This window comes from Bradyrhizobium sp. JHI2711 (genome assembly GCF_056156565.1).
The window spans coordinates 485,845-507,890 of record NZ_JBPZPT010000002.1; the positions used below are offsets into that span (position 1 = coordinate 485,845).

Consider the following 22,046-nt stretch of genomic DNA (forward strand, 5'->3'; position numbering starts at 1 on the left):
CCGGCAGCGGACCGAGTTGAAACGAATGCGAGATAGACTTTGGCCAGGGCCGAAGAGATTGGAGGGTTAAAATCGCTTTGGCAAGGAAGTTCAATGGCTTGGCGTTTGGTCCGCTGCGGGGGGGAATAGTAACTCGCGGGCCTAGGCTATAAGCTGGCCCGGCAGAAGGGGAGAAGGTTCGTGGCAGGCGGCGAGGATGACAACGAGGAGGATAGGTCTCCTAAGTTGAGGCTCGTCAGCGGCAACCCGAATGCTCGCGCCGATCGACAGATTGAACTGGCCAAAAGCGAAGTCCAGAACGCACTGTCTCAGTTCGCCGCCGCGTTGCTTCGTACGATGGCGGGCAACGACACGGAAGCGGCCTATCTCATCCGTCGTCTGGCTCTCGTCGTGGAGGCGATCAACAAATTCGAGAAACAGGCGGATCGGGGGATGTCCGCCGCGGAGTTGCAGGAGGCACTGTGCTTGCCGCAAGCCGAGATGGATTATGCGGCTGACGATGATTGGCGCTATCGTCGCTGGCGCCGCGAGGACGGCTTCGACGATATCGTGAAGGGCGCGCTCCGCCTGGCGGCACATAAGCTCCTTGGCGAGGATCCGGCCTTCGGCGGGATGCATTCCGAGAGAGTAATCGAGCGGGGCATAAAGACGCTCGAGGAGCTAAGGCGCCCTCCGCCCCCAGCCCGACCACGATCGAGGCAGACAAAGGACTTGGCCGGCAGTTGGGAAGATCTTGTCCTCACTCGAACTGCAGAGAAACCCAAGCGCAGGTTTGGGGAGCGACTGGCGTCAGCGCCCAAGGCCTCTGCCCAAAGGCCGACGCGCCGACGCGCTGGGTTCGATGAAGACGATCTGAAGGAACTTCGAAAGGCGATCAAGGCGAAGGACAACAAGCGCATAGCTGAGCTGACGGCGAAGATTAACCGTCCATCGTTCGAGGATCCAAAATAGCCGGTGCCAGATCAGCGGCGATCGTTGGCCTCGTCAGAGCACGCAGCCGGTCTGCCGCCGGCCTTCATGCAAGTGCGGTATTGCCACGGCTCGGCGAAGCTTCCAACCCAGATCCCGAGGTTGGTCTTCTCTGCACTGCGCTGCGCGTCCTCATACTTGCCCTTGGAGTACTTCGGCCAATCGAGCGCGTGACCGTTGGCGACAAGCCAGTGCCCGATGTCGGGACCCGGCGTTCTGAGCGAGCACGTCGCGACCGTGCGCCCGTACCGGTCTCGATCAACCGCAGAACAGGTCACTGGCCGCTTGATAGTCCAGAACAGTCTTGCGAGCGCCGTCGCGGCAGCGCGTCCGCACTGGTACAGCTTGCTGTCATCGTTCCGACAGAGCTGATCACTCTCCGGGGCGTCGATGCCCCAGAGCCTGATGCGCTGGCCATGGATCTCGATCGTGTCGCCGTCGATCACGCTGGCCTGCCCGGTTATGTCGTCGGCACGGGCTGAGAGAACGGGCAGAACGGAAATTGCCAGCGCGAGCCCGAAAATTCGATTTATTTCGATTTTCAAGATGATTTTTCCACCCTTCAAAAATAGGGGAATCGTGATTTTTCGGGCGAAACAATTCCCTCTTTTATGGAGTGGGTAAGTTCGGCCGATTTATCCAGCCCCAGGAAATGCCCTTTTGTTGCTCGCAAGTCGGAGGGCTGGGGCCCCAAATGGGGTGGGGTACTTCCGAATAAAAAATCAGCGCTTCCGCTTCTTCATCCTCACACCGGCGCCGCCTCCGTTCTCCGGGATGAACTCGACGCCGGCTTTCTCGAGAGCGGCTGCAATTGCAGCAATTGTTTCCTCGGCGACCTTGATTGGTCCACCAGCCTCAGCCCGCTTCAGCGTCGGAATTGAAATGCCAGCAGCCTCGGCCACCTCAGCCTGCGAGAGGCCGGTAAGAGCACGCGCTGCTCTAAGCTGAAAATAATCTGCCAAAGCCTCTTGATCCTTTTAGATCATTGTGTATGATCCTTTTGTATCAAGGCTGATTTCTGAAAGCAACCCAGATGAGCAAGAACACCCTCGCGGTGAGCGGCGGAGCTATGCCTTCGACCTCCCTCACCATCCGCAATCTGATCAACGAAGAAACCGGCGAAGTGAAGGTGTGGGTACTGAAGGGGCTCGCTCGCCGGGAAGCCATGCGGACTTGGGGCGAGATCACCCCGCGGTCCCTGCGAGCCGCGGTCCGCACGGTGGCCGACATGATCCCTGAGATGCTGTGCGCTTGGCGCCAGCGTCACGGCCTGCCCGTCGCAACCACTCTCGTCACCCCCTTCGGCATCGCGCGCGATGGTGTGCGCCGCTCCGCATTCTGACCATGGCACCAACGCTCACCCAATTGCTGGCGGTCTCGAACTTGCTGACGACGGCCGAAAGCGCCGCGCAGTCGGGAGGGCTGCACGCGCGGGAGCATGCGGCCCTGACGGAGGCAATCAGCTTCGTAACACACGTCTTCAGTTCAGCGAGCCGTCGCGTTGACGTGACGTCGCGCTCAGCAAGCCGGAGAGGAGGTGAAGCACTTTAAGGCTTACCTGCACAACCACCCGAGCAAGGGCGGACCACGCTCGGTCAATCACCAGATCCCAAGATTGAGAGAACGACATGAGCAACGCGGTAGCTAATGGCGCCACGGGCGCCGGACTATTTTCATCATCTTGCCCCACGCAGGAAAGCGGGCCCGACGCATGTCAGCCCGGATCAGCGCGGTCAGAACCATCCGCTTGCTCAAGCATTCCTGTGCCCGGGGCAATCAACAGGAGGTCAGTTATGAATATGCTGGTTGGCGCCGCGCTCGCCGGAGAAGCTATCCCACAGGTTAGCTTCTCAAAAGAAGCGCCTGAGGTTGATCCGATCTTCGCAGTGATCGAAGCACACAAGGCAGCTCGCGCCACTTGGATTGGCTGGGTGGACAGGCATTGCGCCCTTGAGCTGGAGTTACCCCAGGACAAGCGACAGTCGCGTGTTAACGTGTGGGACGATGAGATCATTCAAACGGATGATCCGCGATGGATCGAGGCCGAGCGCGAAGTGCACCGGACTTCGGATGCTGAGATGGATGCGGCCTGCGAGCTCGTGAACGTAAGGCCAACAACCAGGGCCGGCCTACTTGCCCTGCTCAATCACGCGATGCTCTACGACACCGATGGCGAGGGCTGGCCCCGTGACCTGATCAGCGACGACGGCAAGCGTACGCGCTCTTGGCAGACCTTTCTGATCGAGAACGTCACGGTAGCCCTGACCATGGGCCTGGGCGAGAGTACCTAACGCAGATGCTTGTCGACCGCCTTTGAACATAGCTGGCTGGGCGAAAAGAACGACCCCAGGCCTGGATCAATGACCCAGGGCTGGGGCCGCTCGGGCTACGGAGATAGCCTGGCGCGCCTAAGCGCACATAGATCCAATTCGGAACTCAGAGGGGCGTTCCTATCTCGCTGCTGTGCTAAATCTTGCCGCAGGGGGTGATAACCCAGTGGCGGCGGACGACGAGCAGCGACCTCGCGAGGCCCAGGACCTAGGGCCGGAAAAAGCCCCAGCCGCTGTCTGGACGGCCGGGGCGTCAGCAGGAGGTATCACCTGTTCTTCGGCAGATGTGCCGGATTCAATCGTCGCGAGAGATTCACGTTCCTAGGTGTGGCGGGTATCGGTATTAAGACGGCGAGCGCTGCGGCGCGAGTAAGCGCGTGGATAGCAACCAAGCACGCCTCAGGCTGTTCACATGCATGGAAGCGCATCTTCTGCAGGTCACCACTGACGATGGCGAGTGCCAATTCTGGTTAGCGGCCGGTACGGAAGAACAGGCCGTTCAGCTGGTCTTGGATGCCATCCCAGAGCGATGGGCCGCTAAGCTGATGCATGGTGGGCTCACCGCCCGCGAGGAAGCCGCAGCACTCGGCCTGATTGTTGGGCTCGTGCCAGGAGAAGCCCGCGAGGTAAGCAGAGGAATTGGGCTTAGCTGATATGTGGCCGCCCGCCGCGATCTCCGAGCCGGAAAACGCAAGCACGGTTCGGGACGAGCAGCTTCCCCCGACAAGGAGCGTCAAATGAGCGAACGACGTGAGCTATATCGCAGCGCCAACGGTGACGCTTGGTTTCTGGGACGCGAGCCGGGCAATGGCCATGCTTTCGTCATTCATCAGCCAAACGCACCTTCTGGCGGCCGACTAACACATATTGAACTCGGCGATTTCTTGCGAAGTGAGCCGAAAGGACCCGAGCACCAGGCCCTTCTGCGCCTGATAGGTACGCTAGTGAACGTGCCACCGTACGCTTAAGGCGCACCACACCAGCAAGGTGTAGAGCCGCCTAGCGCTCGTTTCGCATATACGGGCTGTTCTCTGAGACAAGAAGAAGAGAGGGGTCGGACTTCAACACGGTTCCAGTGTCAACGGCGAACTTCGGCAGGACCGTCGTACAGACACTCGCGATCAGAGCGATTGAAGACAAAGCGCCGATTACAATCCAACGCTCCCTCTGCATGTTAGCCTTCCTGGCAGAGTACGGACGGCAAAGCGAACGCGGGTCCTCAACGAACCGTTCCTATTCTAAGGTGCGGGCGATCGTCGGCCGGCAGGCTCGCGGTCTTGCAGCGGGCGCACTCGACCTCGAGCCAACCAACGCCGCCATCGGGGCACTGGCCGCGATCGTTGGGGAGGGTTGAGCAGGGCCGCCGTAGCTTTCTATGCGGACTGACGAGGCTTCAGCGGTTCACGCTGGCGGGCCCATCACTTCACGCAGCCCATGTCACCTCCAGCCGCTTGGCCATCTCCTCTTTTGCGTCTTGCTTGTAAGCCATCACAGCTCCCGCTCCATCGCGGGATGGCTCCGGTTCTTTACCTTGATCCAATGCTTTTGCCTGCCGCCGCCGTACGGCCGATCACGATGTTTGGAGACCAAGCCCTCCAGGCCCATCCGGCAGGCTGCCCGGAAAAGGTCGGGACCGATCTCGCCCCGCTCGAAGGGCGCCACAGCGATCCCGTCGGGCCGGCGGGCCAATAGCTGCTCCAGATTGGTCTTACGGATGTGAAGGGGCAAAGACCGCAGGTCGTCGCCACCCATCACGAGCACATCGAAGGCATATAGCTGCACCTCGTGGTCGTATTGCCGGCTGTGCAGCGCGTTGAAGTCGCTGATGCCGTCCACCCCAAGGATCACGGCCTCGCCATCGATCACAAAGCGCTCTTGCCGATTCTTCAGCGCCGCCTCGGCAACCCAGGGATAGCGCTTGGTCCAGTCGGTACCGTTCCGCGAGAGGAGGCGCACGCGCTCGTTCTCCCGGATGACTAGCATTCGGTAGCCGTCGTGCTTCACCTCATGAATCCAGTCCGGTCCTGACGGGACCTGCTTACTGGCGGTAGCCAGACAAAGCTCGTAGGCCATACGCATGGGCCGAACATAAGATTTGCCGCTTACTTTACGAGTCGGGAACAAGTGGCAACTTGGACTATTTTGAGTGTCGGAGTTGGGGGAAGCCAAACTCCCCCATTAAGGCCCGCCGGGGCGGCCTCGCCTCTTCTAACTTGAGTTAGCGATCGTCCGATTCCCGTGAGGGAACTGTTCACTTTGTAACACAAGTGATGGTCCCGGGCGGCATTTGAACAGATGCTTGAGCGATGCATCCTCGGTCCGAATCATACCGCTCGCTTGAAGCACTGTGTCGCCACCAGGCGGCCATTACTGCGACGCCAGCCACCAAGCTTGAACTGCTGCAAATGGCTCGCGAATACAAGGCTTTGGCGGAAGGACTGGATCAGCAATCTCCTGCACCTACCAACTTCAGTTTGGAACCAAAGTAGCTTGTGGTAGTTATGACGGCATCACCGGCCGAGGCTCTGCCCGTAGGCGTCGGTGGCTGAGAGACCGATAGCGCTCCCGCCTGCACAGCCAAGGGGAGCGGCCTATGTCGGGCTTGTTCAAGTCGTTGGAATTGCTCAATCGCCATTCGCGCCTCGCCGCGCACGAAGCCGAGATGATCGCGCGAGCGAGAGATGCGCTTGCGCGATCCGAAGCCTTGCTCCAGGAGAGCCCGCCCTCGACGTTCCTCGGGAGGCCGCAGAACCCGCCGCCGAAAGAGTGAGGCCGCTTCAGTTGCCGCTCCCCTTTGATGTAGCTCAAAAAGTACCAGCGTTTGACGGGTGCCATCAGGCCATGCCCGACCCCGACAAACAGACTGAGGGTAAGGAAGCCAAGCCGTCGCGGCTGGAGGAGGCGCGGCGGATCATAGAGGAGTACGCCGCCGACCTACGGGAGATCATCCAGAAGCTACGGCGCAAGATGAACTAAGCCCGCGTCAGTTCGCAACCCGGCCCCCTACGATGGCAAGCCGGGGATTGCCTCGCTCGAAGTCGGGCCTGACATCGGCGCCGCGGGCGCCGCAGCCCTGACACACGAAGCGGGGCTCAATATCAGAAAGCCGCACCTCGTCCGGCCACCGATCCGCGTCCAAGGCAATGTGGTGGCCGCAATGGCAGTAGACGAGGATGCCGCGCAAGCCCATCTGGCGCATCTGGCCGAAAGTGATCTTCATCGGCCGGCCGTCGGGGTGCGTGGGCGTATGGCGTACATTGCGTGGCATCGCGCCATCGAAGCGCGACGCCCGCGAGAGTCAAATTATCAATCCCTGGGCATCGGAACGCGCGAGAACTACTGCGCCTCGTGGGTGTGGAAAGCTAATCGCAAGGCGCGACCGCTAGAGCCTGATGACGCATCGCCGAAGGCTTAGCGGTAAAGACGAGGCTGGCGAATCGGAAGTAATTTTTTGAAATCCCGAAATTTTGGTTGCTCCGTCGGGCAAAACAGGAGTTTATAGGGCGCTGGCTCCAATTGGCAGGACCAGCTCAATGACCGACGAACACAAGCCTACCTCCGAACTGTCGAAGATTGCAAAGCTCAATGGAGACTTCCGAAGGAACTACGGAACGATACTAGGTGCATTCCTATACTTGCGATCTATCAACGCCGCGAGTGGCCGTTCTTGGTTTTGGGGCGGTTTACTAGCAGTTGCCCTCACCGCAGGCGTGACCTGGCTGCAAAAACAGGTGCTGTTCTGGCTCTTCTCAACGTGAGGACTGAGCCTCGCGGCTTTGCCGGAGCTTATCGTAAATGGCGCGCAATACAGAACTTAGTCCATCGTGCCGGTAGTCAGCAAATTTGAGCTCAGACACTCGGAGTTTTCGGTCTTTCGTGAAGGGCAAATTCTTAGTGCCCAACATGAAGTAGTCCATGATGCTTGCGTTAGCCTCCTGCATTCGGATGATGAGAACTTGATCCGCCCTGGGAAACTTTAGCTTTCGAACATGCCATCTTCGGTGACGCCGGCCGTTAAGCGTACCATCTGCTACCGACCACGCGGTTGCGATGCGGACAGCCCGGACCTCGGCCTCCGGCTGGGTCGGCTTCCCAAACGGCCCCTTGCGGGCTCACTGGCTCCCTGTGCCTTGATGTTCGCGCCCATGATCCCGCCCCCCTAGATGACCTCTGGGGTGGAGCGGTCGGGTCGTCGACCCAAGATCTTCGGAAGGTGTACAACTCCGCGAAAATATTTTTTTGCCTCTGTATGGCGTCCCGGTGACTCCTGATGCGTGTTCCTGATGGGGTGGTCCGAGGAATCCGTGATTGCGCAATCGAATCCAGCGGGGCTGGCAAGGGCGTCCAACGGCCATTTGGTGGTCACCATCAAGTGGGTGTCGTAGTCCCGAGTCTTAATGAGCCGTAAATTTGACAACGACCTCTGCAGCGCGCATTTTTGCGGGAATCACGCATTAGTCGATCGTTGCGTCGCTCGGCACCTAACAAATGGAGCGATCCCATGATTTCAGAATTGCCGCCAGCCGCTGACCTCAGTTTGCAGCACGTCATCGAAAATAGTCTCGCGATTATCGAGCGCGAGCCGTTCGCAGAGGAGCGTCGGCGTCAGGTCCTGACGAGCCTGACGGAAATCTTGGATCAGGCCAGCAAGGGTTCTCAGGTCGTCCAATCCAACATGCTCGCTTTCGGAGCGGAGGAGCAGCCGGCTTTCGAGCGCTTCGCGATGCTCTTCCATTACTTGCAACCTGTCGCCGCAGACGTTCCTGCTCTGCTTGAGCGGGCAAAGGCTAACTTGGAAGAGCTGCGGGACCATCACGGCCAGAGCGACCAAGAGAGGGCCGAAACGCTCCATGTTTTGCGGCTGCTTCTTCAGGCCGTTCTCACGGATCGCTGCCTCAAGCCGTTGGTTTCCCCGCGAGAGTATGTTTTTAGTTAGTCCAGCATGAGCATTGCGAGAAATGCTTGCTCTTTCTTTCTGTCGCGATTGAGGGGCGAGCTATCTCGGCTCATTGAATCAACCTATCCGGGATATCACCCGGGCCCAAAGATCTGGCTCGATGTGATTGTTGGTCTTGTCGAGACCGCTCAGGGTTACTTACAAGCCATCGAGACCAATCCGGCCGACGAGAAGAAGCTCTTATTGGACGCGGAAGTACTGGGCGACCAAGCTTACAGCTTGCTCTCCTTGATCTCCGGAGCAGATGCAAGCCAGATCCCGCATCAGATAGTAGATCCCTTCCAGCGCTGGGTGGCTGCGCTTAAGATCAACAACACGATATTCTTTCGCGCAGAACACGCTTCCAACTATGAGTTGGCGACAATTGATTGTCGCGCTATGGCACAAAATCTTAATTCGCCAAGTGCGGGTCTGCTCAAGGCGATCGGCGCAGCAAATTGGCCGATGTTGCGAGTCACAGTGCCCAGTCAGGCGATGGGGATGTTGCCTCACTTTGCCGTCGTTGCGCACGAGCTTGGCCACGCCATTCAAGATCACATCACCCCGGATCTCAGCTCGTTCCAGCCGCAATTTCTCGATTGCATCAAGCGAGTTACAAGCCGCTTGGCTCCGCTTGGCCATAAGTATGGATTGCAAGAAAACATTCTAATTCGGGAAACGCTTCAAAACTGGCTCAATGAGTTCAAGGCCGATGCCGTGGGGCATGTGTTGGTAGGGCCGGCTTTCTTCTTTGCCCTTTTTGGCTTTCTCGAACTCGCCGGTCGCAGCTACGGTCTTGGAAAGACGCATCCGCCTTCTGACCTGCGGAGGAAGCAACTTGTCAGAGAGCTAAATTCTGGCACGCAGTCCTTCCAATCCGTAATGCAGGGCTGTGCTTTGACACCGCTAGTGACTGACTACGCACCGAACGTTCCGAATTGCCCCGCCAAAGACACGCTCTTCAGTGAGATTAGAAAAAGCCATGGTGAGATACAGGCCGCCATATGCGTAGAGCTAATCGAGCTGTTTGACGCGATGGCCCCCACGGTATTTTCGGCCGCGCGGGATTATCTGAAGGGCCTATCTCCCGACCTCGTCTATACTCCGGCTCAGCTCTCAACTGATGTGCAGTTGCACTTGAAGCCCTTGCGGAAATTGATTCCTCCGATTGAATTTCAACACACCGGCAATTGGAAACCCACGTCACTAGCCACGATCCTAAACGTCGGTTGGATTGCCCTGCTCGACTTGCGCGACGAAGACCCTGGGGCAACAGCCGTAGTGCCTGCATCTGAGACGGCTGCGAAGATGGAGCAACTCCATGAGTTGCTGCTGAAGGCGGTCGAGCTTTCTGAGGCTAGGAGGCTGTGGGAGGAACATAAGTGAGTGCACTCTCCACCGAAGCAATAGTTAACCGGCTGAACTCCCCCGATTTGGAAACAAGGCTTGTAGTGAGTCCGCTGCTGGACGTCGCTGGCCAAGCCAAGCCAGGACAATCATCAATTGATGTCCGGCTCGGGTTCGATTTCTGTCTTGTGACAGCATCATCTATCGGAGCCATCAGCGAGTTCGATGGTTTGACGCAACCTCGCCTATTGAAGGAGCTCTATCGAAGGCATTACGTGCCCTTTGGCCGAAGCCTTGTTATTCATCCCCATCAGTTCATGTTGGCCCAAACACTTGAATACCTGCGTTTGCCGGCAGACCTTATGGCCTACGTTGTAGGGCGCTCAACTTGGGGCCGTCTGGGACTAATCGTCGCGACAGCTGTAGGTATACATCCCGGATTCGCCGGCAGCCTGACGCTTGAGCTTAGGAATCTGGGAGAGGCGCCGATTACGCTCTATCCTGGTCAAACCATCGCTCAGCTATTCTTCCATCAGGTGATCGATCAGAACGGCAATCCATCCAAGACCGCCGCCAAAAATACACAGTACGTCGGCACAGTGGATATGGTACCTCAGCGCCTCTCGTCCGAGTTGACCCACAATGTTCTGGAAAAGCTTGTGAGAAAACACAGGTGACTTGACGTCGGCTGCTTACCCAGTGCTTACCCGCCTGGACGCCAGGAACCGCGAATGTCGCGTATCTTCCTGATTTTACTGGCGCACCCGACACGATTCGAACGTGTGACCTTTGCCTTCGGAGGGCAACGCTCTATCCAGCTGAGCTACGGGTGCTAGTCGAGGTTCATTTAGCCGATTGGCGCGGGGCGGGCAACCGCTTCTCGATGGAAGCGCGCTTCAGGCCGATTTGCGCTTGACCGGGTCCGGAACCGGCTTGCCGCCGAGGGCGGCGAATTCGGCCAAAATCCTGTCGGCGCAGATGACGCGGTTGCGGCCGAGGCGTTTGGCGACATAGAGCGCCTCGTCGGCCGCGCCGAGCAGCCGGTCGGGGCCGCCGTCGGCACCGCCGGGAATATGGCTTGCGACGCCGACGCTGAGGGTAACGTGGTCGCCGGCGCCGATCGCGCCATGGGCGATCGCCAAGGCCATCACGGCGCAGCGGATCGCCTCGGCCACCATGCAGGCGCTGTCGCAATCCATGTCGGGGAGGATCAGCGCAAACTCCTCGCCGCCATAGCGGCTGGCGAGGTCGAGCGGGCGCACCGCATGCCGGCTGACGACGTCAGCGACCGCGCGCAGGCACTCGTCGCCGCTCTGGTGGCCGTGCTGGTCGTTGAACAGCTTGAAATGGTCGACGTCGACGAACAGCAGCGCCAGCGGCTTCTGCGTGCGCTGGGCACGGGCCCATTCGCCGAGCAGCATCTGGTCGAAGGCGCGGCGGTTCGCGAGGCCAGTGAGCCCGTCCTTGGTCGCGAGCTCCTTCAGCGCCATCTCGGCGCGCTTCTGGTCGGTGAGGTCGCGCAGAGTCTCCACCACCGCGATCAGGTTGCCGGCCTCGTCGTGGATCGGGCCGGCGTCGATGGCGAGATAGAGCTGGCTGCCGAGCTTGGGCATCACGCACCAGTTCTCCGCGGAGAAGCCGAGCCCGTTGTGGCCGCGCGCGGCATATTCCGAATAATACTCCGGCAACTGCTCGGGCCGGTCGAGGGCGACGAGGTCGGCAAGGCAAGGGCGCTTCGTCTCGTAGAACGCCTGCCAGTGCTTGCTGGTGCCGATCACTTCGGCGGCTCCGACGCCGGTCAGCCGCTCGCAGGCTCTGTTCCAGATCACGACGCGGCGCTTCGGGTCAATCACGAAGGTCGGCACCACGAGGTGCTGCATCAGCCGGACGGCGTAGGAATCGGCGACATCGAGCGCCTTGCGCGACTTCGGCATCAGGCCACCGCAGCCACGGGCAAGCCATCGGAGGGACCGAACAGCTTGCGTACCTCGCTGGCCGGCTTCGGTGCACTGAACAGATAGCCCTGCATCTGCGTGCAGCCGAGCGCGCGCAGCATGTCGCGCTGCGCCTCGGTCTCGACGCCCTCGGCGACCGTGGTCATGCTGCTGGCGGCCGCGATGTTCACCACCGCCTGCACGATGATGGGCGAGCCGCTCGCCTCGGCGATGTCGACGACGAAGCAGCGGTCGATCTTGATCTTGTCGAACGGGAAGCGCTTCAGATAGCTCAGCGAGGAATAGCCGGTGCCGAAATCGTCGAGCGCGATGCGCACGCCGATCGACCGCAACTGGTGCAGGATCGAGAGCGCCGCCTCGTCGTCGCGGATCAGCACGGCCTCGGTGATCTCGAGCTCGAGCCGGCGCGGGTCGAGGCCGGAGGCGGCGAGCGCGCCCGCGATTCGCAGCGCCAGCGTGTCGCATTTGAGCTGCACGGGCGAGACGTTGACCGCGAGGCGCACATGCGCCGGCCAGGTCGCGGCCTCACTGCAGGCGGTGCGCAGCACCCAGTCGCCGAGCTCGGTGATGAGGCCGGTGTCCTCGGCGACCGGAATGAACTCCGCCGGCGACACCATGCCGCGCTGGGGATGGCGCCAGCGCAGCAGCGCCTCGCAGCCGGAGACTTCACCCGAGCGCAGGTCGACCAGCGGCTGATAGTGAATCTCGAAGCCGCCGTTGACGAGGGCTTGGCGTAAATCCTGCTCCATGCTGAGGCGTGCCTTGGCGCAGGCATCCATTGCGGGCTCGAAGAAGCGGTGGGTGCGCCGCCCCTCGGCCTTGGCCCCGTACATCGCGAGGTCGGCGTTCTTGACCAGCTGATCGAGATCGGCGCCGTCCTGGGGCGCCAGCGCGATGCCGATGCTGGCATCGGTGGAGAGCTGATGGCCGAGGCAATGATAGGGCTGCCGGATCGCCTGGTAGATCCGCTTCACGAAGGACAGCACGTCGGCGGAAGACCCGATGTCGGTCTGGATCACGGCGAATTCGTCGCCCCCGAGCCGCGCGATCAAATCGCCCTGCTTGAGACAGCCGCGCAGACGGCCGCCTATCGCCTTCAACAGCTCGTCGCCGACGTGATGACCGAGCGAATCGTTGATGCCCTTGAACTCGTCGACGTCGATGTAGAGCAGCGCAAACTGGCCGCCTTCGGCGACCTTCTCCAGCTCGCATTCGATCTGCTCGCGGAACAGGGCCCGGTTCGGCAGGTCGGTCAGCGCGTCGTAATGCGCCATATGCGCGATCTTCTCGTGATCGCGCCGCCGCTCCGTGACGTCCTCGACGACATTGATGATGTAGCGCGGCTCGCCCGACCTGTCGCGGATTCCGATCCGGGTGGACGTGATGTAGCGCCGTCCGATGCTTGGCGTGGTCCACACGTGCTCGTCCAGGAACAGCCCGTCCGGCGATTGCAGCAGCTTGTCGTCGTCCCGGGTGATGATCCCGGCGGTTTCTGCCGGATAGAGATCGAACGCGGTCTTGCCGACGATCGTCTTGCTGGTTTCGCCGAGTTGTTGCTCGGCCACCTGGTTGGCCAGCAGGTAGCGCCGCGTGCGGGCATCCTTCACGGTGATCCGTGACGGGATATGATCGATGATCTCGCGCAGGAAGGTGTAGTTGCGGTCGCGCTCCTGCTCCAGATTGCGCTGCTCGGTGATGTCCTCGATCGTGGCGACCCAGCCGCCCTGCGCGAGCGGCGTGTTGATGACCTGGAAGGCGCGGCCGTTGGCCAGCTGATGCGTTCTCGTCGAGACCGTGCCTTCGGCGACGACCCTCATGACGTCGGCGCAAAACGCTTCGACATCGCCATCGAATGCGCCGCGCTCCTTGCGATGATACATCGCCTCGCGGATGTGGCAGCCGGGCTTGATGACGTCGTGGGACAGGCCGAACATGTCGGCGTAGCGGCGGTTGCAGGTGACGATGGTGCCGCCCGCGTCGTACAGGATCAGCCCTTGCGACATGTTGTTGAGGGCAGTATCGAGCCGCAGCCGCTCCGCCTCGATCCGCTGCTGGGCCTCGCGGTTCTGCCGGTTGATCTGGCGAATGATCAGATAGAGGATCAGCGCGATCACGCTGGCCGCGAAGCCTGCCGTGGCCACCATGAAGCCGGTTTGCTGCCGCCAGTCCGCAAGTGCCGCTGCCGTGGTATTGGTGGCGATGATGACCAGCGGGAAATGCGTCAGCGACGCAGCCGAGCCGAGCCGCTCCTCACCGGTGACGGGGCTCCTCCCGCGGAGCGTCTGCTGACCGCCTTCGGCCAGCACTTTCTGCATCAGCGGCCCGTCCTTGAAGTTCCGCCCGATCAGCTCCTCGGCGTGCGGATAGCGCGCCAGCATCTTGCCCTCGCGATCGAACAGCGAGATGGCCGTGCCGTCGGCGAGCGCGACCGACGCGAAATATTGCTGATAGCTGTTCGGGTCGATCCGCCGCACCATGGCGCCGAGGAATGTGCCGTCCGCGCCGCGCAGCCGGCGTGCGACGACCGTGGTCCATTTGCCGATGATGAGGCTGCGGACCGATTCCAGGATGACCGGCTCGGCCGCCGGGTTGAACTTGAACGACTGGAAATAGGCGCGCGCGGAGATGTTGATCTTGGGCAGCGGCTGGGCCCGCGACCAGTTGATCAGCTCGCCCTCGGCATCGTAGATCGCGATGTCGCCGAGATACGACACGGAGCTCATCTTGCTGCGCAGCATCTGGTTGGCGGCAGGCCCGGACAGGCGCTCGCGGAACATCGCAGGCGAGGTGATCTCCGGCAGGTTCATCTGTCCGATCAGGTCGGCGGCGACGACGTCGGAATCCTCGAATTGCTGATCGAAATGCCGCGCGATCAGCTTCACCGTGTTTTCGAGCTCACGCTCGCGGTTGGCGAGGGTCCGCTCGCGGAATTCGCCGACCGCCATGGCCGTGACGATGAAAATGCCCGCGACCAGAAATACGCCGCACAAGGTCAGCCACAGGACAGGACCGCGGCGCGCCAAGGCCTCCCAGCCGTTCCTCGCGGCTAGAGACATTCCGGCTGCTACCTTGGCAAAGACCTGGCGCATTCCCCCTCCCTGGAAGAACAGGAATACACCGCACAAATGGCGCAAACCTTAGGAAAACCAGTTACCTGAGCGTTAATCCGGTTGCGTGATGGCGCCGATATGTAGCCGCGCTTGTATCGCGCCGGTTGTGCGGCGCCGCCGCAAACGCGGCGCTGCATCATGAATCATCGGTTAATGCGAGGCGCCGGCGGTCTTCTTGCCGCCGCCATGGCGCAGCCGTCCGACCACGCCGGTCGGGAAGAAATAGACGCTGGCGATGAATAGCAGCCCGAGCCACAGCAGCCAGCGGTCGGGATGCAACAGCCCCGGCAGCAGCGGCAGCCCGGCTTCGTCCGCCGCCTTGGAGGCGACGCCCATCAGCGACTGCAGATAATTCTGGGCAAGGATGAAGATGGTGGCGCCGATGATCGCGCCGTAGATCGTGCCCATGCCGCCGATCACCACCATCAGCAGGATGTCGAGCATGATGGAGAAGCTCAGCGAGGTGTCGGGACCTGCATAGCGCAGCCACAGCGCATTCAGGATGCCGGCGCTGGCTGCGACGAGAGCGGCGAGGCAGTTGGCGTAGGTGAGGTGGAACACGGTGCGGAAGCCGAGCGCCTCGGCCCGGAAACGATTTTCGCGGATCGCCTGGAGCACGCGCCCGAACGGCGAGTTCACGACGCGCAGCAGCGCGAGGATCATCAGGGCCGAGATCGCGAACACCAGGTAGAAGGTCAGGATGCGGCCGTTGATCTCGAAGCCGAACAGGTTCTTGGAGATCAGCACCGTGCCGGGGCGCAGCAGCTCCGGCAGCTGGAAGCTGCGCCCGTCCTCACCACCGGTCAGCCAGGACAGCTGCGAGGCCAGCACCTGGAAGGCCGAGGCGACCGCAAGCGTGATCATGGCGAAGAAGATCGCAGCGACCCGCAGCGAGAACAGCCCGATCGCGAGCGCAAGCAGGGCTGCGAGCGGCAGGCCGGCGACGATGCCGGTGGCGACCGCGGCCCAGTTCGGACCCATGCCGTACAGCGCGATCGCGATCGCGTAGCTGCCGATGCCGTAGAACATGGTGTGGGCGAACGACACCGAGCCGGTATAGCCGAGCAGGAGATCGTAGGAGGCGACGAGGGCTGCGAAGATGCAGATCTTGGCCGCGACGTTCAGTGCCTTGGCGCCCGGGAACAGGAATGGCGTTGCCGCCAGCGCCAGGATGATGACGACGAGAACGAGCGTCAGGACGCGACTGCGCGGCGGATCGCCTGAGAGGATCATCATCGGCTGGTCACTGCATAGAGGCCGCGCGGCCGCCACATCAGAATGGCGACCATCAGCAGGATGTTGGAGACGAGGGCGAGCTTCGGCACCAGGAAGCCGCCGTAATTGGCGACCATGGCGACGAGGATGGCGCCGATGAAGCAGCCGCCGATCGATCCCAACCCGCCGATGATGACGACGATGAAGATCAGGACGGTGAGGTCGTCACTCATGGAGGCGTGCACCTGCTCGCGGTAAAGCGCCCACATCACGCCGCCGAGGCCGGCCAGCGCCGATCCGGTCATGAACACGCCGAGGAACAGGCGGCGGATGCGGTAGCCGAGCGCCTCCACCATCTCGCGGTTCTCGACGCCGGCGCGGATCAGGAGGCCGAGCTTGGTGCGGTTGAGCACGAGCTGGATCGCGATGAAGACGGAAAGCCCGATCAGCATCGCCAGCACGCGGTACTTGGCGATCGCGACGTCGCCGATGATGAAGGAGCCGCGGAGCGAGGCCGGCAGCGGCATCGGGATGATCTGCGGCCCCCACAGCGCATAGAGCGTCTGCTCGGCGACGATCAGGCCGCCGGTGGTCATCAGGATCTGCTTCAGGTGCTGGCCGTAGACGGGAAGGATGAGCACGCGCTCGACGACGAGGCCGAGCGCACCCGACACCGCCATTGAGAGCAGCGCGGCTGGCCCCAGCACCGCGAGGTTCATCCAGAGCGAATCGGCCTGGATGGACGCCGCGAACGGCGCCAGCACCAGGGTCGCGACATAGGCGCCGACGGCGATGAAGGCGCCGTGGCCGAAATTGAGCACGTCCATCAGGCCGAACACCAGCGTTAGCCCTGAGGCCATGATGAAGATCATCATGCCCATGGCGAGGCTCGCGACGGTCAGCGTCAGCCAGGACGAGGTCGATCCGATCAGCGGGATCATCAGCAGCGCGAGCGCGAGCGGCAGCAGGATCGGCGCGAGATCGCGTTTCGGCTTCGGCAGCGGATCGGTTGCGGCAAGGTCTGTCACTGATGCGCCTCCAGGCTCAGGCCGAGCAGCCGCTCCTGCAGCGGCACGTCGGCGGCGAGTGCCGCCATCTCGCCGCGATGAACGATGGTGCCGTTGTCCATCACCAGCACGTTGTCGCCGAGCTCGCGGGCGGCAAAGAAATTCTGCTCGACCATCAGGATCGTGGCGCCCTTGCGCTTGATCTCCTTCAGGCACTCGATCAGCGCCATCACGATGGCGGGCGCGAGGCCCTTGGTCGGCTCGTCGATCAGGAGCAGCTTGCGCGGCTCGACGATCGCGCGCGCAATCGACAGCATCTGCTTCTGCCCGCCCGACAGGCTTCCCGCGCGCGACAGCCAGAAGCGGCGCAGCGCCGGGAAGAAGCCGAAGATCCAATCCAGCTGCTTGTCGTCGAGCGGCGCGTCGCGCGCCGCCAGCACCAGGTTCTCCTTCACCGTGAGATCGGAGAACACGGCCATGCTCTCCGGCACGTAGCCGACGCCGAGCCGCGCGATGTCGGGCGTCGCAAGGCTCTCGATGCGCTGGCCTGCCAGGGTGATCTCGCCTTTCGAGGCCTGCCACAGGCCTATGATGGTCCGCAGCGTCGTGGTCTTGCCGGCGCCGTTGCGGCCGAGCAGCATCGTGACCTGTCCTTCCGCAACGGCGAGATCGATGCCCTGCAGGATGTGATAGCGCCCGATATGGGTGTGCACGCCGGAAAGCTTGAGGAGATCGCTCATGCTGCGCTCCCTGCAGCGCTTTTGGGCGCGACGCCGAGATAGGCTTCCTGCACGATCGGCGAGGCGATCACCTCGGCGGGTGCGCCGTCCGCCACCAGCTGCCCGTTATGCAGCACGATGATGCGGTCGGCGAGCGAGCGCACCACATCCATCTTGTGCTCGACCAGGAGGATGATCTTGCTCTTGTCCTGCTTGAGCTGCGCGATCAGGTTCAGGACGATCGGCACCTCGTCGATGCTCATGCCGGCGGTCGGTTCGTCGAACATGAAGACTTTTGGCTCGAGCGCGATCATCAGCGCCACCTCGAGCTTGCGCTGGTCGCCATGCGACAACGCGGTCGCAGTGACGCCGCGGCGATTGCCGAGCGCGACCTGGTCGAGGATGGCGTCGGCGCGCGCGATCAGGTCGCGGCGCACCATCCAGGGCCGCAGCATGTCGTAATGCGTGCCCGCTGCCGCCTGCACTGCGAGGCGGACATTCTCTTCCACTGAGAGGTTCGGGAAGAGATTGGTGAGCTGGAAAGCACGTCCGAGACCCGCACGGGTGCGCATTGGTGCGGAATGCTCGGTGATGTCGGCGCCGTCGAACAGGATGCTGCCGCCGGATGCCCGCAGCTGGCCCGAGATCAGATTGAAATAGGTGGTCTTGCCGGCGCCGTTCGGCCCGACGATGGCGGTGAGCTCGCCCGGGCGAAACGTGCAGGAGACATTGTTGACCGCGACATGGCCGCCGAAGCGGATGGTGAGGTCGCGGGTTTCGAGGGTGAGCGGCATGGAGAGTCTGGCAAATGATGAAACGAGATAGATCCGCAGGTCACGCTGCGCTCCCTCCCCCGCTTGCGGGGGAGGGTCGGGCAGAGGGCTGTCTCCGCAGGCGAGAACCCCCAAGAGGAAGGAGTCCTCTCCCGGCCTCTCCGCATCCGCCTTCGCCAAGGCTTCGGCGGACAAGAGCGGGAGAGGTGAAGCAAGAAAGCTTACCGCTTGTTCTTGATCGGAACGTTCATGTCCTCGATCTTCAGCTCGCGCACCGGCTCGAGCACGGCCCAGGCGACGTTCGGATCGACCTTGACCTTGAAGTGATACATGCTCTGCAGCGCCTGATGGTCCTCTTTCCGGAACACCATCTTGCCCTTGGGCGTGTCGAACTCCAGGCCCTCCATCGCGTTGATCAGCTTCTCGGTGTCGGTCGACTTCGCCTTGGTGACGGCGGCGACGACGGACATCGCAGCCGCAAAGCCGCCCGCGGTGAAGAAGTCCGGCGGCGCGTTGAAGCGCTTCTGATGCTCGGCGACGAGCCAGTCGTTCACCGGGTTCTTCGGGATCTCATAGAAGTAGTAGGTCGCGCCTTCCATGCCGGGCAGACCCTTATAGGCGGCGAGCGCCGGCAGGATGTTGCCGCCGGTGGAGAGCTCGATGCCGTAGCGCTTCGGGTCCATGTCCTGGAGCTTGGCCAGCGGATTGCCGGCGCCGGCCCAGATCACCCAGATCACCTTGCGGCCCGGCTTGTCCTTCAGCGCGTCGAACAGGCGCTGGCCGACCGCGGTGAAGTCGGTGGTCGAAGTCGGGGCATATTCTTCGGCCGCGAGCGTCGCGCCGGTCTTGGCGAGCGCTTCCTTGAACGCGGCGACGCCGTCGCGGCCGAAGGCGTAGTCCTGCGCCAGCGTCGCCACGGTGACGCCCTGCTTGCCGATCGCGACCGCGTTGGAGATCGCGTCCTGCGAGGAGTTGCGCGCCGTGCGGAAGATGTAGCGATTCCATTTCTCGCCGGTAATCTGGTCCGCGACCGCGGGCTCGACGATCAGGATCTTCTTGTTCTCCTCGGCGACGGGAAGAATGGCGAGCGCCGCGGCCGACGAGGTCGTGCCGATCGCGATATCGACCTTGTCATCCTGATAGGCCTCCGAGAGCGCGGCCTTGGCGAGGTCCGGCTTGCCCTGGTCGTCCTTGGTGATGATGACGATCTTGCGGCCGTCGAGCGTCATGCTGCCCTTGGTGGCGTATTCGAATCCCATCTTCAGGCCGGTCTCGGTCTGCTTGGCGTAGGCCTCGAGCGGACCGGTCTTGCCGTAGATCAGCGCGATCTTGAGATCGTCGGCGAGCGCGGAGGTGCCCGCGCCGAGCGCGAGGATGGTTGTTGTTATGATGAGTGATCGACGCACGATGGTCCCTCCTGATGTAAAGTTTCTGCCAACAGCGATTTGCACAACGTCACGAACATTGCAATTGATCCTTCCGGCGGCGTGCGCCGGCGCGAGAGCATGCATCATTTTTGAGCCTGGCTCGCATTGCGCGCCGCGCCGGCCTCGACCTGGCGCCAGTCCGACTGCGCTTCCTCCGCGCTCTCGAAGATGTGCGGCGCGACGCCGCGCTTCTCCAGGGCTTCGCCGAGCTTGATGCGCAGGAAACCCGACGTGGTGTAGCGCGACACGCCGGAATAGAAGCGGTCGACGAGGCTGCGCACCATGGCCGAATAATCGTCCATCAGTTCCGGCAGGATAGAAAAATTGTCATAATTGACGATGGCGTAGACGCGGCGTCCGAGCGGCGCCAGGCGGGCCTCGACGATGGCGGCGATGGTGTCGATCTCCGCCTTGCTGCGCAGCGGATAGCGCTCGAGATTGACGAAGAACAGGTCCTGCTGCTCGTCCAGCGTGAAGCGCTGGTCGAGCGGGATGGTGAGCAGGCGCTCGCGCAGATCCATCAGGCCGTCGCCGAAGATGCGCGCGTCCATCAGGGCGGGGTCGCGCGGGATCAGCGGCTTGAAGTCCATCAGGCGCAGGATGTCGCGCTCGATGTCGATGCCGGGCGCGACCTCGACGAGCTCGAGCCCGTCCTCCCGGAGCTCGAACACGCAGCGCTCGGTGACGTAAAGGGTGCGTTGCTTGCGCGCGGCGGCAAACGGGCCGCTGAAGGTGACGTGCTCGACATTCTCGACGAATTTGCGCGACGTGGCCTCGTCCAGGATGACGAGCTTGCCGTCCTTCACCGCGATGCGTTGCTTGCCCGCACCGAACGTGCCGACGAAGATCACTTCCTTGGCGTTCTGGCTGATGTTGATGAAGCCGCCAGCGCCTGCGAGCTTCGGCCCGAACTTGCTGACATTGAGGTTGCCGGCGCGGTCGACCTGGGCAAGCCCAAGGAAGGCGGCGTCCAAACCGCCGCCGTCGTAGAAGTCGAACTGGTACGGCTGGTCGATCACCGCCTGCGTGTTGATCGCCGCGCCGAAATCGATGCCGCTCGCCGGGATGCCGCCGATCACGCCCGGCTCCGCCGTCAGCGTGATGAGGTCGATGATCCGCTCTTCATTGGCGACCGAGGCGATCCCCTCGGGCATGCCGATGCCGAGATTGACGACGCTGTTGGCCTTCAGCTCCAGCGCCGCGCGCCGGGCGATGATCTTGCGCTCGCTGATCGGCATCACCGGCAGCGAGGCGGCGCGGACCCGGATCTCGCTCGAGAAGGCCGGATTGTATTGCGTGCCGAAAGTCTGCCAGTGGTTCTCGGGCCTTGACACCACGACACAGTCGACGAGGATGCCGGGAATCCTCACTTGACGCGGATTGAGGCTGCCGGCCTCGGCGACGCGCTCGACCTGGGCGATGACGATGCCGCCGGAATTATGCGCCGCCATGGCGATGGCAAGCGCCTCCAGCGTCAGGGCCTCCTTCTCCATGGTGAGATTGCCGTCGGGATCGCCGGTGGTGGCGCGGATGATCCCGACATCGATCGGGAAGGTCTTGTAGAGCAGGCACTCCTCGCCGCGCAGCGTGATCAGCTCCACCAGGTCCTCGGTGGTGCGTGCGTTCAGCTTGCCGCCGCCGTGCCGGGGATCGACGAAGGTGCCCATGCCGACGCGGGTGATGTGGCCGGGCCGGTGCGCGGCGATGTCGCGGAACAGATGGGTGATGACGCCCTGCGGCAGGTTGTAGGCCTCGATCTGGTTCGCGATCGCGAGCTGCTGCAGTTTCGGCGCAAGGCCCCAATGCCCGCCGATCACGCGCCGCACCAGGCCTTCATGTCCGAAATGATTGAGGCCGCGCTGCTTGCCGTCGCCCTGACCGGCCGCATAGACCAGCGTCAGATTGCGCGGCTTGCCTTGCGTATAGGGCGCATCGCCCTCATGGGACAGATAGAGCTCCTCCAGTGCGATGGCGATCTCCTCGGCAAAGCCGATGCCGACGAAGCCGCCGGTTGCCACCGTGTCGCCGTCGCGGATCAGCATGACGGCTTCATTCGCCGAGACGACCTTGCCCTTCTCGGAATTGCGCAAGTAAGGCAGAGCTGGATGATGGCTCACGGCGTTCCTCCCGCTCCCTGGACCGTAGGCCTTGTTGTGCTTGATCTTATCGCGAAGCGCTGCCCCGGAACAGGTTGCTCCTCGCGAAGGAAAGACGGCAAAGCGGAGAGCAAGGTCCGCGCCAGATCCCGCAACCTCGCG

At 62.2% G+C, this 22,046-nt stretch carries 21 protein-coding genes and 1 tRNA gene; 9 read left to right on the forward strand and 13 right to left on the reverse strand.

Annotated elements, in window-relative coordinates:
* Positions 1-180: 180 nt before the first annotated feature.
* Positions 181-951, forward strand: coding sequence for a hypothetical protein (locus ACTEK7_RS14845; RefSeq protein ID WP_074447615.1), 771 nt, complete (start codon positions 181-183; stop codon positions 949-951).
* A gap of 11 nt (positions 952-962) precedes the next feature.
* On the opposite strand, the gene ACTEK7_RS14850 is transcribed toward ACTEK7_RS14845, so the two are convergent.
* Both ACTEK7_RS14850 and ACTEK7_RS14855 read right to left on the reverse strand, forming a co-directional pair.
* Positions 963-1,535 (reverse strand): thermonuclease family protein, encoded by a 573-nt coding sequence (locus ACTEK7_RS14850; RefSeq protein WP_083235092.1) that lies wholly within the window; start codon positions 1,533-1,535, stop codon positions 963-965.
* Between the two features lie 156 nt (positions 1,536-1,691).
* Positions 1,692-1,931, reverse strand: coding sequence for a helix-turn-helix domain-containing protein (locus ACTEK7_RS14855; protein WP_074447616.1), 240 nt, complete (start codon positions 1,929-1,931; stop codon positions 1,692-1,694).
* A 71-nt stretch (positions 1,932-2,002) separates the two neighbouring features.
* Between ACTEK7_RS14855 and ACTEK7_RS14860 the strand changes: the two genes are divergently transcribed.
* The 3 genes from ACTEK7_RS14860 (at position 2,003) to ACTEK7_RS14870 (ending at position 3,952) form a co-directional block, all read left to right on the forward strand.
* On the forward strand, positions 2,003-2,311 hold the full coding sequence (locus ACTEK7_RS14860) for a hypothetical protein (RefSeq protein ID WP_074447617.1): 309 nt from the start codon (positions 2,003-2,005) through the stop codon (positions 2,309-2,311).
* A gap of 451 nt (positions 2,312-2,762) precedes the next feature.
* On the forward strand, positions 2,763-3,260 hold the full coding sequence (locus ACTEK7_RS14865; protein ID WP_074447618.1) for a hypothetical protein: 498 nt from the start codon (positions 2,763-2,765) through the stop codon (positions 3,258-3,260).
* Positions 3,261-3,676: 416 nt separating this feature from the next.
* The gene (locus tag ACTEK7_RS14870) at positions 3,677-3,952 is read left to right on the forward strand and encodes a hypothetical protein (protein WP_225148443.1); all 276 of its coding nucleotides are present in this window, start codon (positions 3,677-3,679) and stop codon (positions 3,950-3,952) included.
* Positions 3,953-4,787: 835 nt separating this feature from the next.
* Here ACTEK7_RS14870 and ACTEK7_RS14875 read toward each other — a convergent pair.
* A complete protein-coding gene (locus tag ACTEK7_RS14875) occupies positions 4,788-5,372 on the reverse strand; it encodes an ATP-dependent DNA ligase (protein ID WP_083235094.1) in 585 nt (194 codons plus the stop codon).
* Positions 5,373-6,140: 768 nt separating this feature from the next.
* Between ACTEK7_RS14875 and ACTEK7_RS14880 the strand changes: the two genes are divergently transcribed.
* A complete protein-coding gene (locus ACTEK7_RS14880; RefSeq protein WP_275945345.1) occupies positions 6,141-6,275 on the forward strand; it encodes a hypothetical protein in 135 nt (44 codons plus the stop codon).
* A gap of 7 nt (positions 6,276-6,282) precedes the next feature.
* On the opposite strand, the gene ACTEK7_RS14885 is transcribed toward ACTEK7_RS14880, so the two are convergent.
* Positions 6,283-6,567: a hypothetical protein gene (locus ACTEK7_RS14885; protein ID WP_074447622.1), complete on the reverse strand. Its 285-nt coding sequence runs from the start codon at positions 6,565-6,567 to the stop codon at positions 6,283-6,285.
* Positions 6,568-6,832: 265 nt separating this feature from the next.
* Between ACTEK7_RS14885 and ACTEK7_RS14890 the strand changes: the two genes are divergently transcribed.
* From ACTEK7_RS14890 to dcd, 4 genes are all read left to right on the forward strand, one after another.
* Positions 6,833-7,057 carry a hypothetical protein gene (locus tag ACTEK7_RS14890; RefSeq protein ID WP_074447623.1) on the forward strand — a complete coding sequence of 75 codons (225 nt, stop codon included), beginning with the start codon at positions 6,833-6,835 and terminating at the stop codon, positions 7,055-7,057.
* Positions 7,058-7,800: 743 nt separating this feature from the next.
* Positions 7,801-8,235, forward strand: a complete 435-nt coding sequence (locus ACTEK7_RS14895; protein WP_074447625.1) for a hypothetical protein — start codon at positions 7,801-7,803, stop codon at positions 8,233-8,235.
* A gap of 6 nt (positions 8,236-8,241) precedes the next feature.
* Positions 8,242-9,621 (forward strand): hypothetical protein, encoded by a 1,380-nt coding sequence (locus ACTEK7_RS14900; RefSeq protein WP_225148442.1) that lies wholly within the window; start codon positions 8,242-8,244, stop codon positions 9,619-9,621.
* Entirely contained in the window at positions 9,618-10,259 is a 642-nt protein-coding gene (gene dcd / locus ACTEK7_RS14905) for a dCTP deaminase (RefSeq protein WP_083235093.1), read from the forward strand. Before ACTEK7_RS14900 ends, dcd begins: the two co-directional genes overlap by 4 nt.
* Positions 10,260-10,338: 79 nt before the next feature.
* On the opposite strand, the gene ACTEK7_RS14910 is transcribed toward dcd, so the two are convergent.
* The 9 genes from ACTEK7_RS14910 to ACTEK7_RS14950 all read right to left on the reverse strand — a co-directional run bounded on the left by ACTEK7_RS14910 (position 10,339) and on the right by ACTEK7_RS14950 (position 21,905).
* Positions 10,339-10,415: transfer RNA gene (locus tag ACTEK7_RS14910), tRNA-Arg, on the reverse strand.
* 63 nt (positions 10,416-10,478) lie between these two features.
* The gene (locus ACTEK7_RS14915) at positions 10,479-11,516 is read right to left on the reverse strand and encodes a sensor domain-containing diguanylate cyclase (RefSeq protein ID WP_225148441.1); all 1,038 of its coding nucleotides are present in this window, start codon (positions 11,514-11,516) and stop codon (positions 10,479-10,481) included.
* A complete protein-coding gene (locus tag ACTEK7_RS14920; RefSeq protein WP_225148440.1) occupies positions 11,516-14,626 on the reverse strand; it encodes a bifunctional diguanylate cyclase/phosphodiesterase in 3,111 nt (1,036 codons plus the stop codon). The genes ACTEK7_RS14915 and ACTEK7_RS14920 overlap by 1 nt, the downstream gene beginning before the upstream one ends.
* 171 nt (positions 14,627-14,797) lie before the next feature.
* Positions 14,798-15,883: a branched-chain amino acid ABC transporter permease gene (locus tag ACTEK7_RS14925; protein ID WP_193760773.1), complete on the reverse strand. Its 1,086-nt coding sequence runs from the start codon at positions 15,881-15,883 to the stop codon at positions 14,798-14,800.
* Complete coding sequence (locus tag ACTEK7_RS14930; protein WP_036002397.1) at positions 15,880-16,890, reverse strand: branched-chain amino acid ABC transporter permease; 1,011 nt, start codon at positions 16,888-16,890, stop codon at positions 15,880-15,882. Before ACTEK7_RS14930 ends, ACTEK7_RS14925 begins: the two co-directional genes overlap by 4 nt.
* Positions 16,887-17,609, reverse strand: coding sequence for an ABC transporter ATP-binding protein (locus tag ACTEK7_RS14935; RefSeq protein WP_057025905.1), 723 nt, complete (start codon positions 17,607-17,609; stop codon positions 16,887-16,889). The genes ACTEK7_RS14930 and ACTEK7_RS14935 overlap by 4 nt, the downstream gene beginning before the upstream one ends.
* Entirely contained in the window at positions 17,606-18,382 is a 777-nt protein-coding gene (locus ACTEK7_RS14940; RefSeq protein WP_057025906.1) for an ABC transporter ATP-binding protein, read from the reverse strand. Before ACTEK7_RS14940 ends, ACTEK7_RS14935 begins: the two co-directional genes overlap by 4 nt.
* Positions 18,383-18,582: 200 nt before the next feature.
* Positions 18,583-19,767 carry a substrate-binding domain-containing protein gene (locus ACTEK7_RS14945; RefSeq protein WP_225148439.1) on the reverse strand — a complete coding sequence of 395 codons (1,185 nt, stop codon included), beginning with the start codon at positions 19,765-19,767 and terminating at the stop codon, positions 18,583-18,585.
* Between the two features lie 104 nt (positions 19,768-19,871).
* Positions 19,872-21,905 (reverse strand): acyl CoA:acetate/3-ketoacid CoA transferase, encoded by a 2,034-nt coding sequence (locus tag ACTEK7_RS14950; protein ID WP_225148438.1) that lies wholly within the window; start codon positions 21,903-21,905, stop codon positions 19,872-19,874.
* Positions 21,906-22,046: the final 141 nt, after the last annotated feature.

Excerpts from the sequence above, each read along its gene's own strand:
- ACTEK7_RS14915 (WP_225148441.1), bottom strand. The coding sequence starts at position 11,516 with ATGCCGAAGTCGCGCAAGGCGCTCGATGTCGCCGATTCCTACGCCGTC.
- ACTEK7_RS14875 (WP_083235094.1), bottom strand. The coding sequence starts at position 5,372 with ATGGCCTACGAGCTTTGTCTGGCTACCGCCAGTAAGCAGGTCCCGTCA.
- ACTEK7_RS14890 (WP_074447623.1), top strand. The coding sequence starts at position 6,833 with ATGACCGACGAACACAAGCCTACCTCCGAACTGTCGAAGATTGCAAAG.
- ACTEK7_RS14860 (WP_074447617.1), top strand. The coding sequence starts at position 2,003 with ATGAGCAAGAACACCCTCGCGGTGAGCGGCGGAGCTATGCCTTCGACC.
- ACTEK7_RS14940 (WP_057025906.1), bottom strand. The coding sequence starts at position 18,382 with ATGCCGCTCACCCTCGAAACCCGCGACCTCACCATCCGCTTCGGCGGC.
- ACTEK7_RS14920 (WP_225148440.1), bottom strand. The coding sequence starts at position 14,626 with ATGCGCCAGGTCTTTGCCAAGGTAGCAGCCGGAATGTCTCTAGCCGCG.
- ACTEK7_RS14935 (WP_057025905.1), bottom strand. The coding sequence starts at position 17,609 with ATGAGCGATCTCCTCAAGCTTTCCGGCGTGCACACCCATATCGGGCGC.
- ACTEK7_RS14885 (WP_074447622.1), bottom strand. The coding sequence starts at position 6,567 with ATGCCACGCAATGTACGCCATACGCCCACGCACCCCGACGGCCGGCCG.
- ACTEK7_RS14925 (WP_193760773.1), bottom strand. The coding sequence starts at position 15,883 with ATGATGATCCTCTCAGGCGATCCGCCGCGCAGTCGCGTCCTGACGCTC.
- ACTEK7_RS14895 (WP_074447625.1), top strand. The coding sequence starts at position 7,801 with ATGATTTCAGAATTGCCGCCAGCCGCTGACCTCAGTTTGCAGCACGTC.
- ACTEK7_RS14865 (WP_074447618.1), top strand. The coding sequence starts at position 2,763 with ATGAATATGCTGGTTGGCGCCGCGCTCGCCGGAGAAGCTATCCCACAG.
- ACTEK7_RS14880 (WP_275945345.1), top strand. The coding sequence starts at position 6,141 with ATGCCCGACCCCGACAAACAGACTGAGGGTAAGGAAGCCAAGCCGTCG.
- ACTEK7_RS14900 (WP_225148442.1), top strand. The coding sequence starts at position 8,242 with ATGAGCATTGCGAGAAATGCTTGCTCTTTCTTTCTGTCGCGATTGAGG.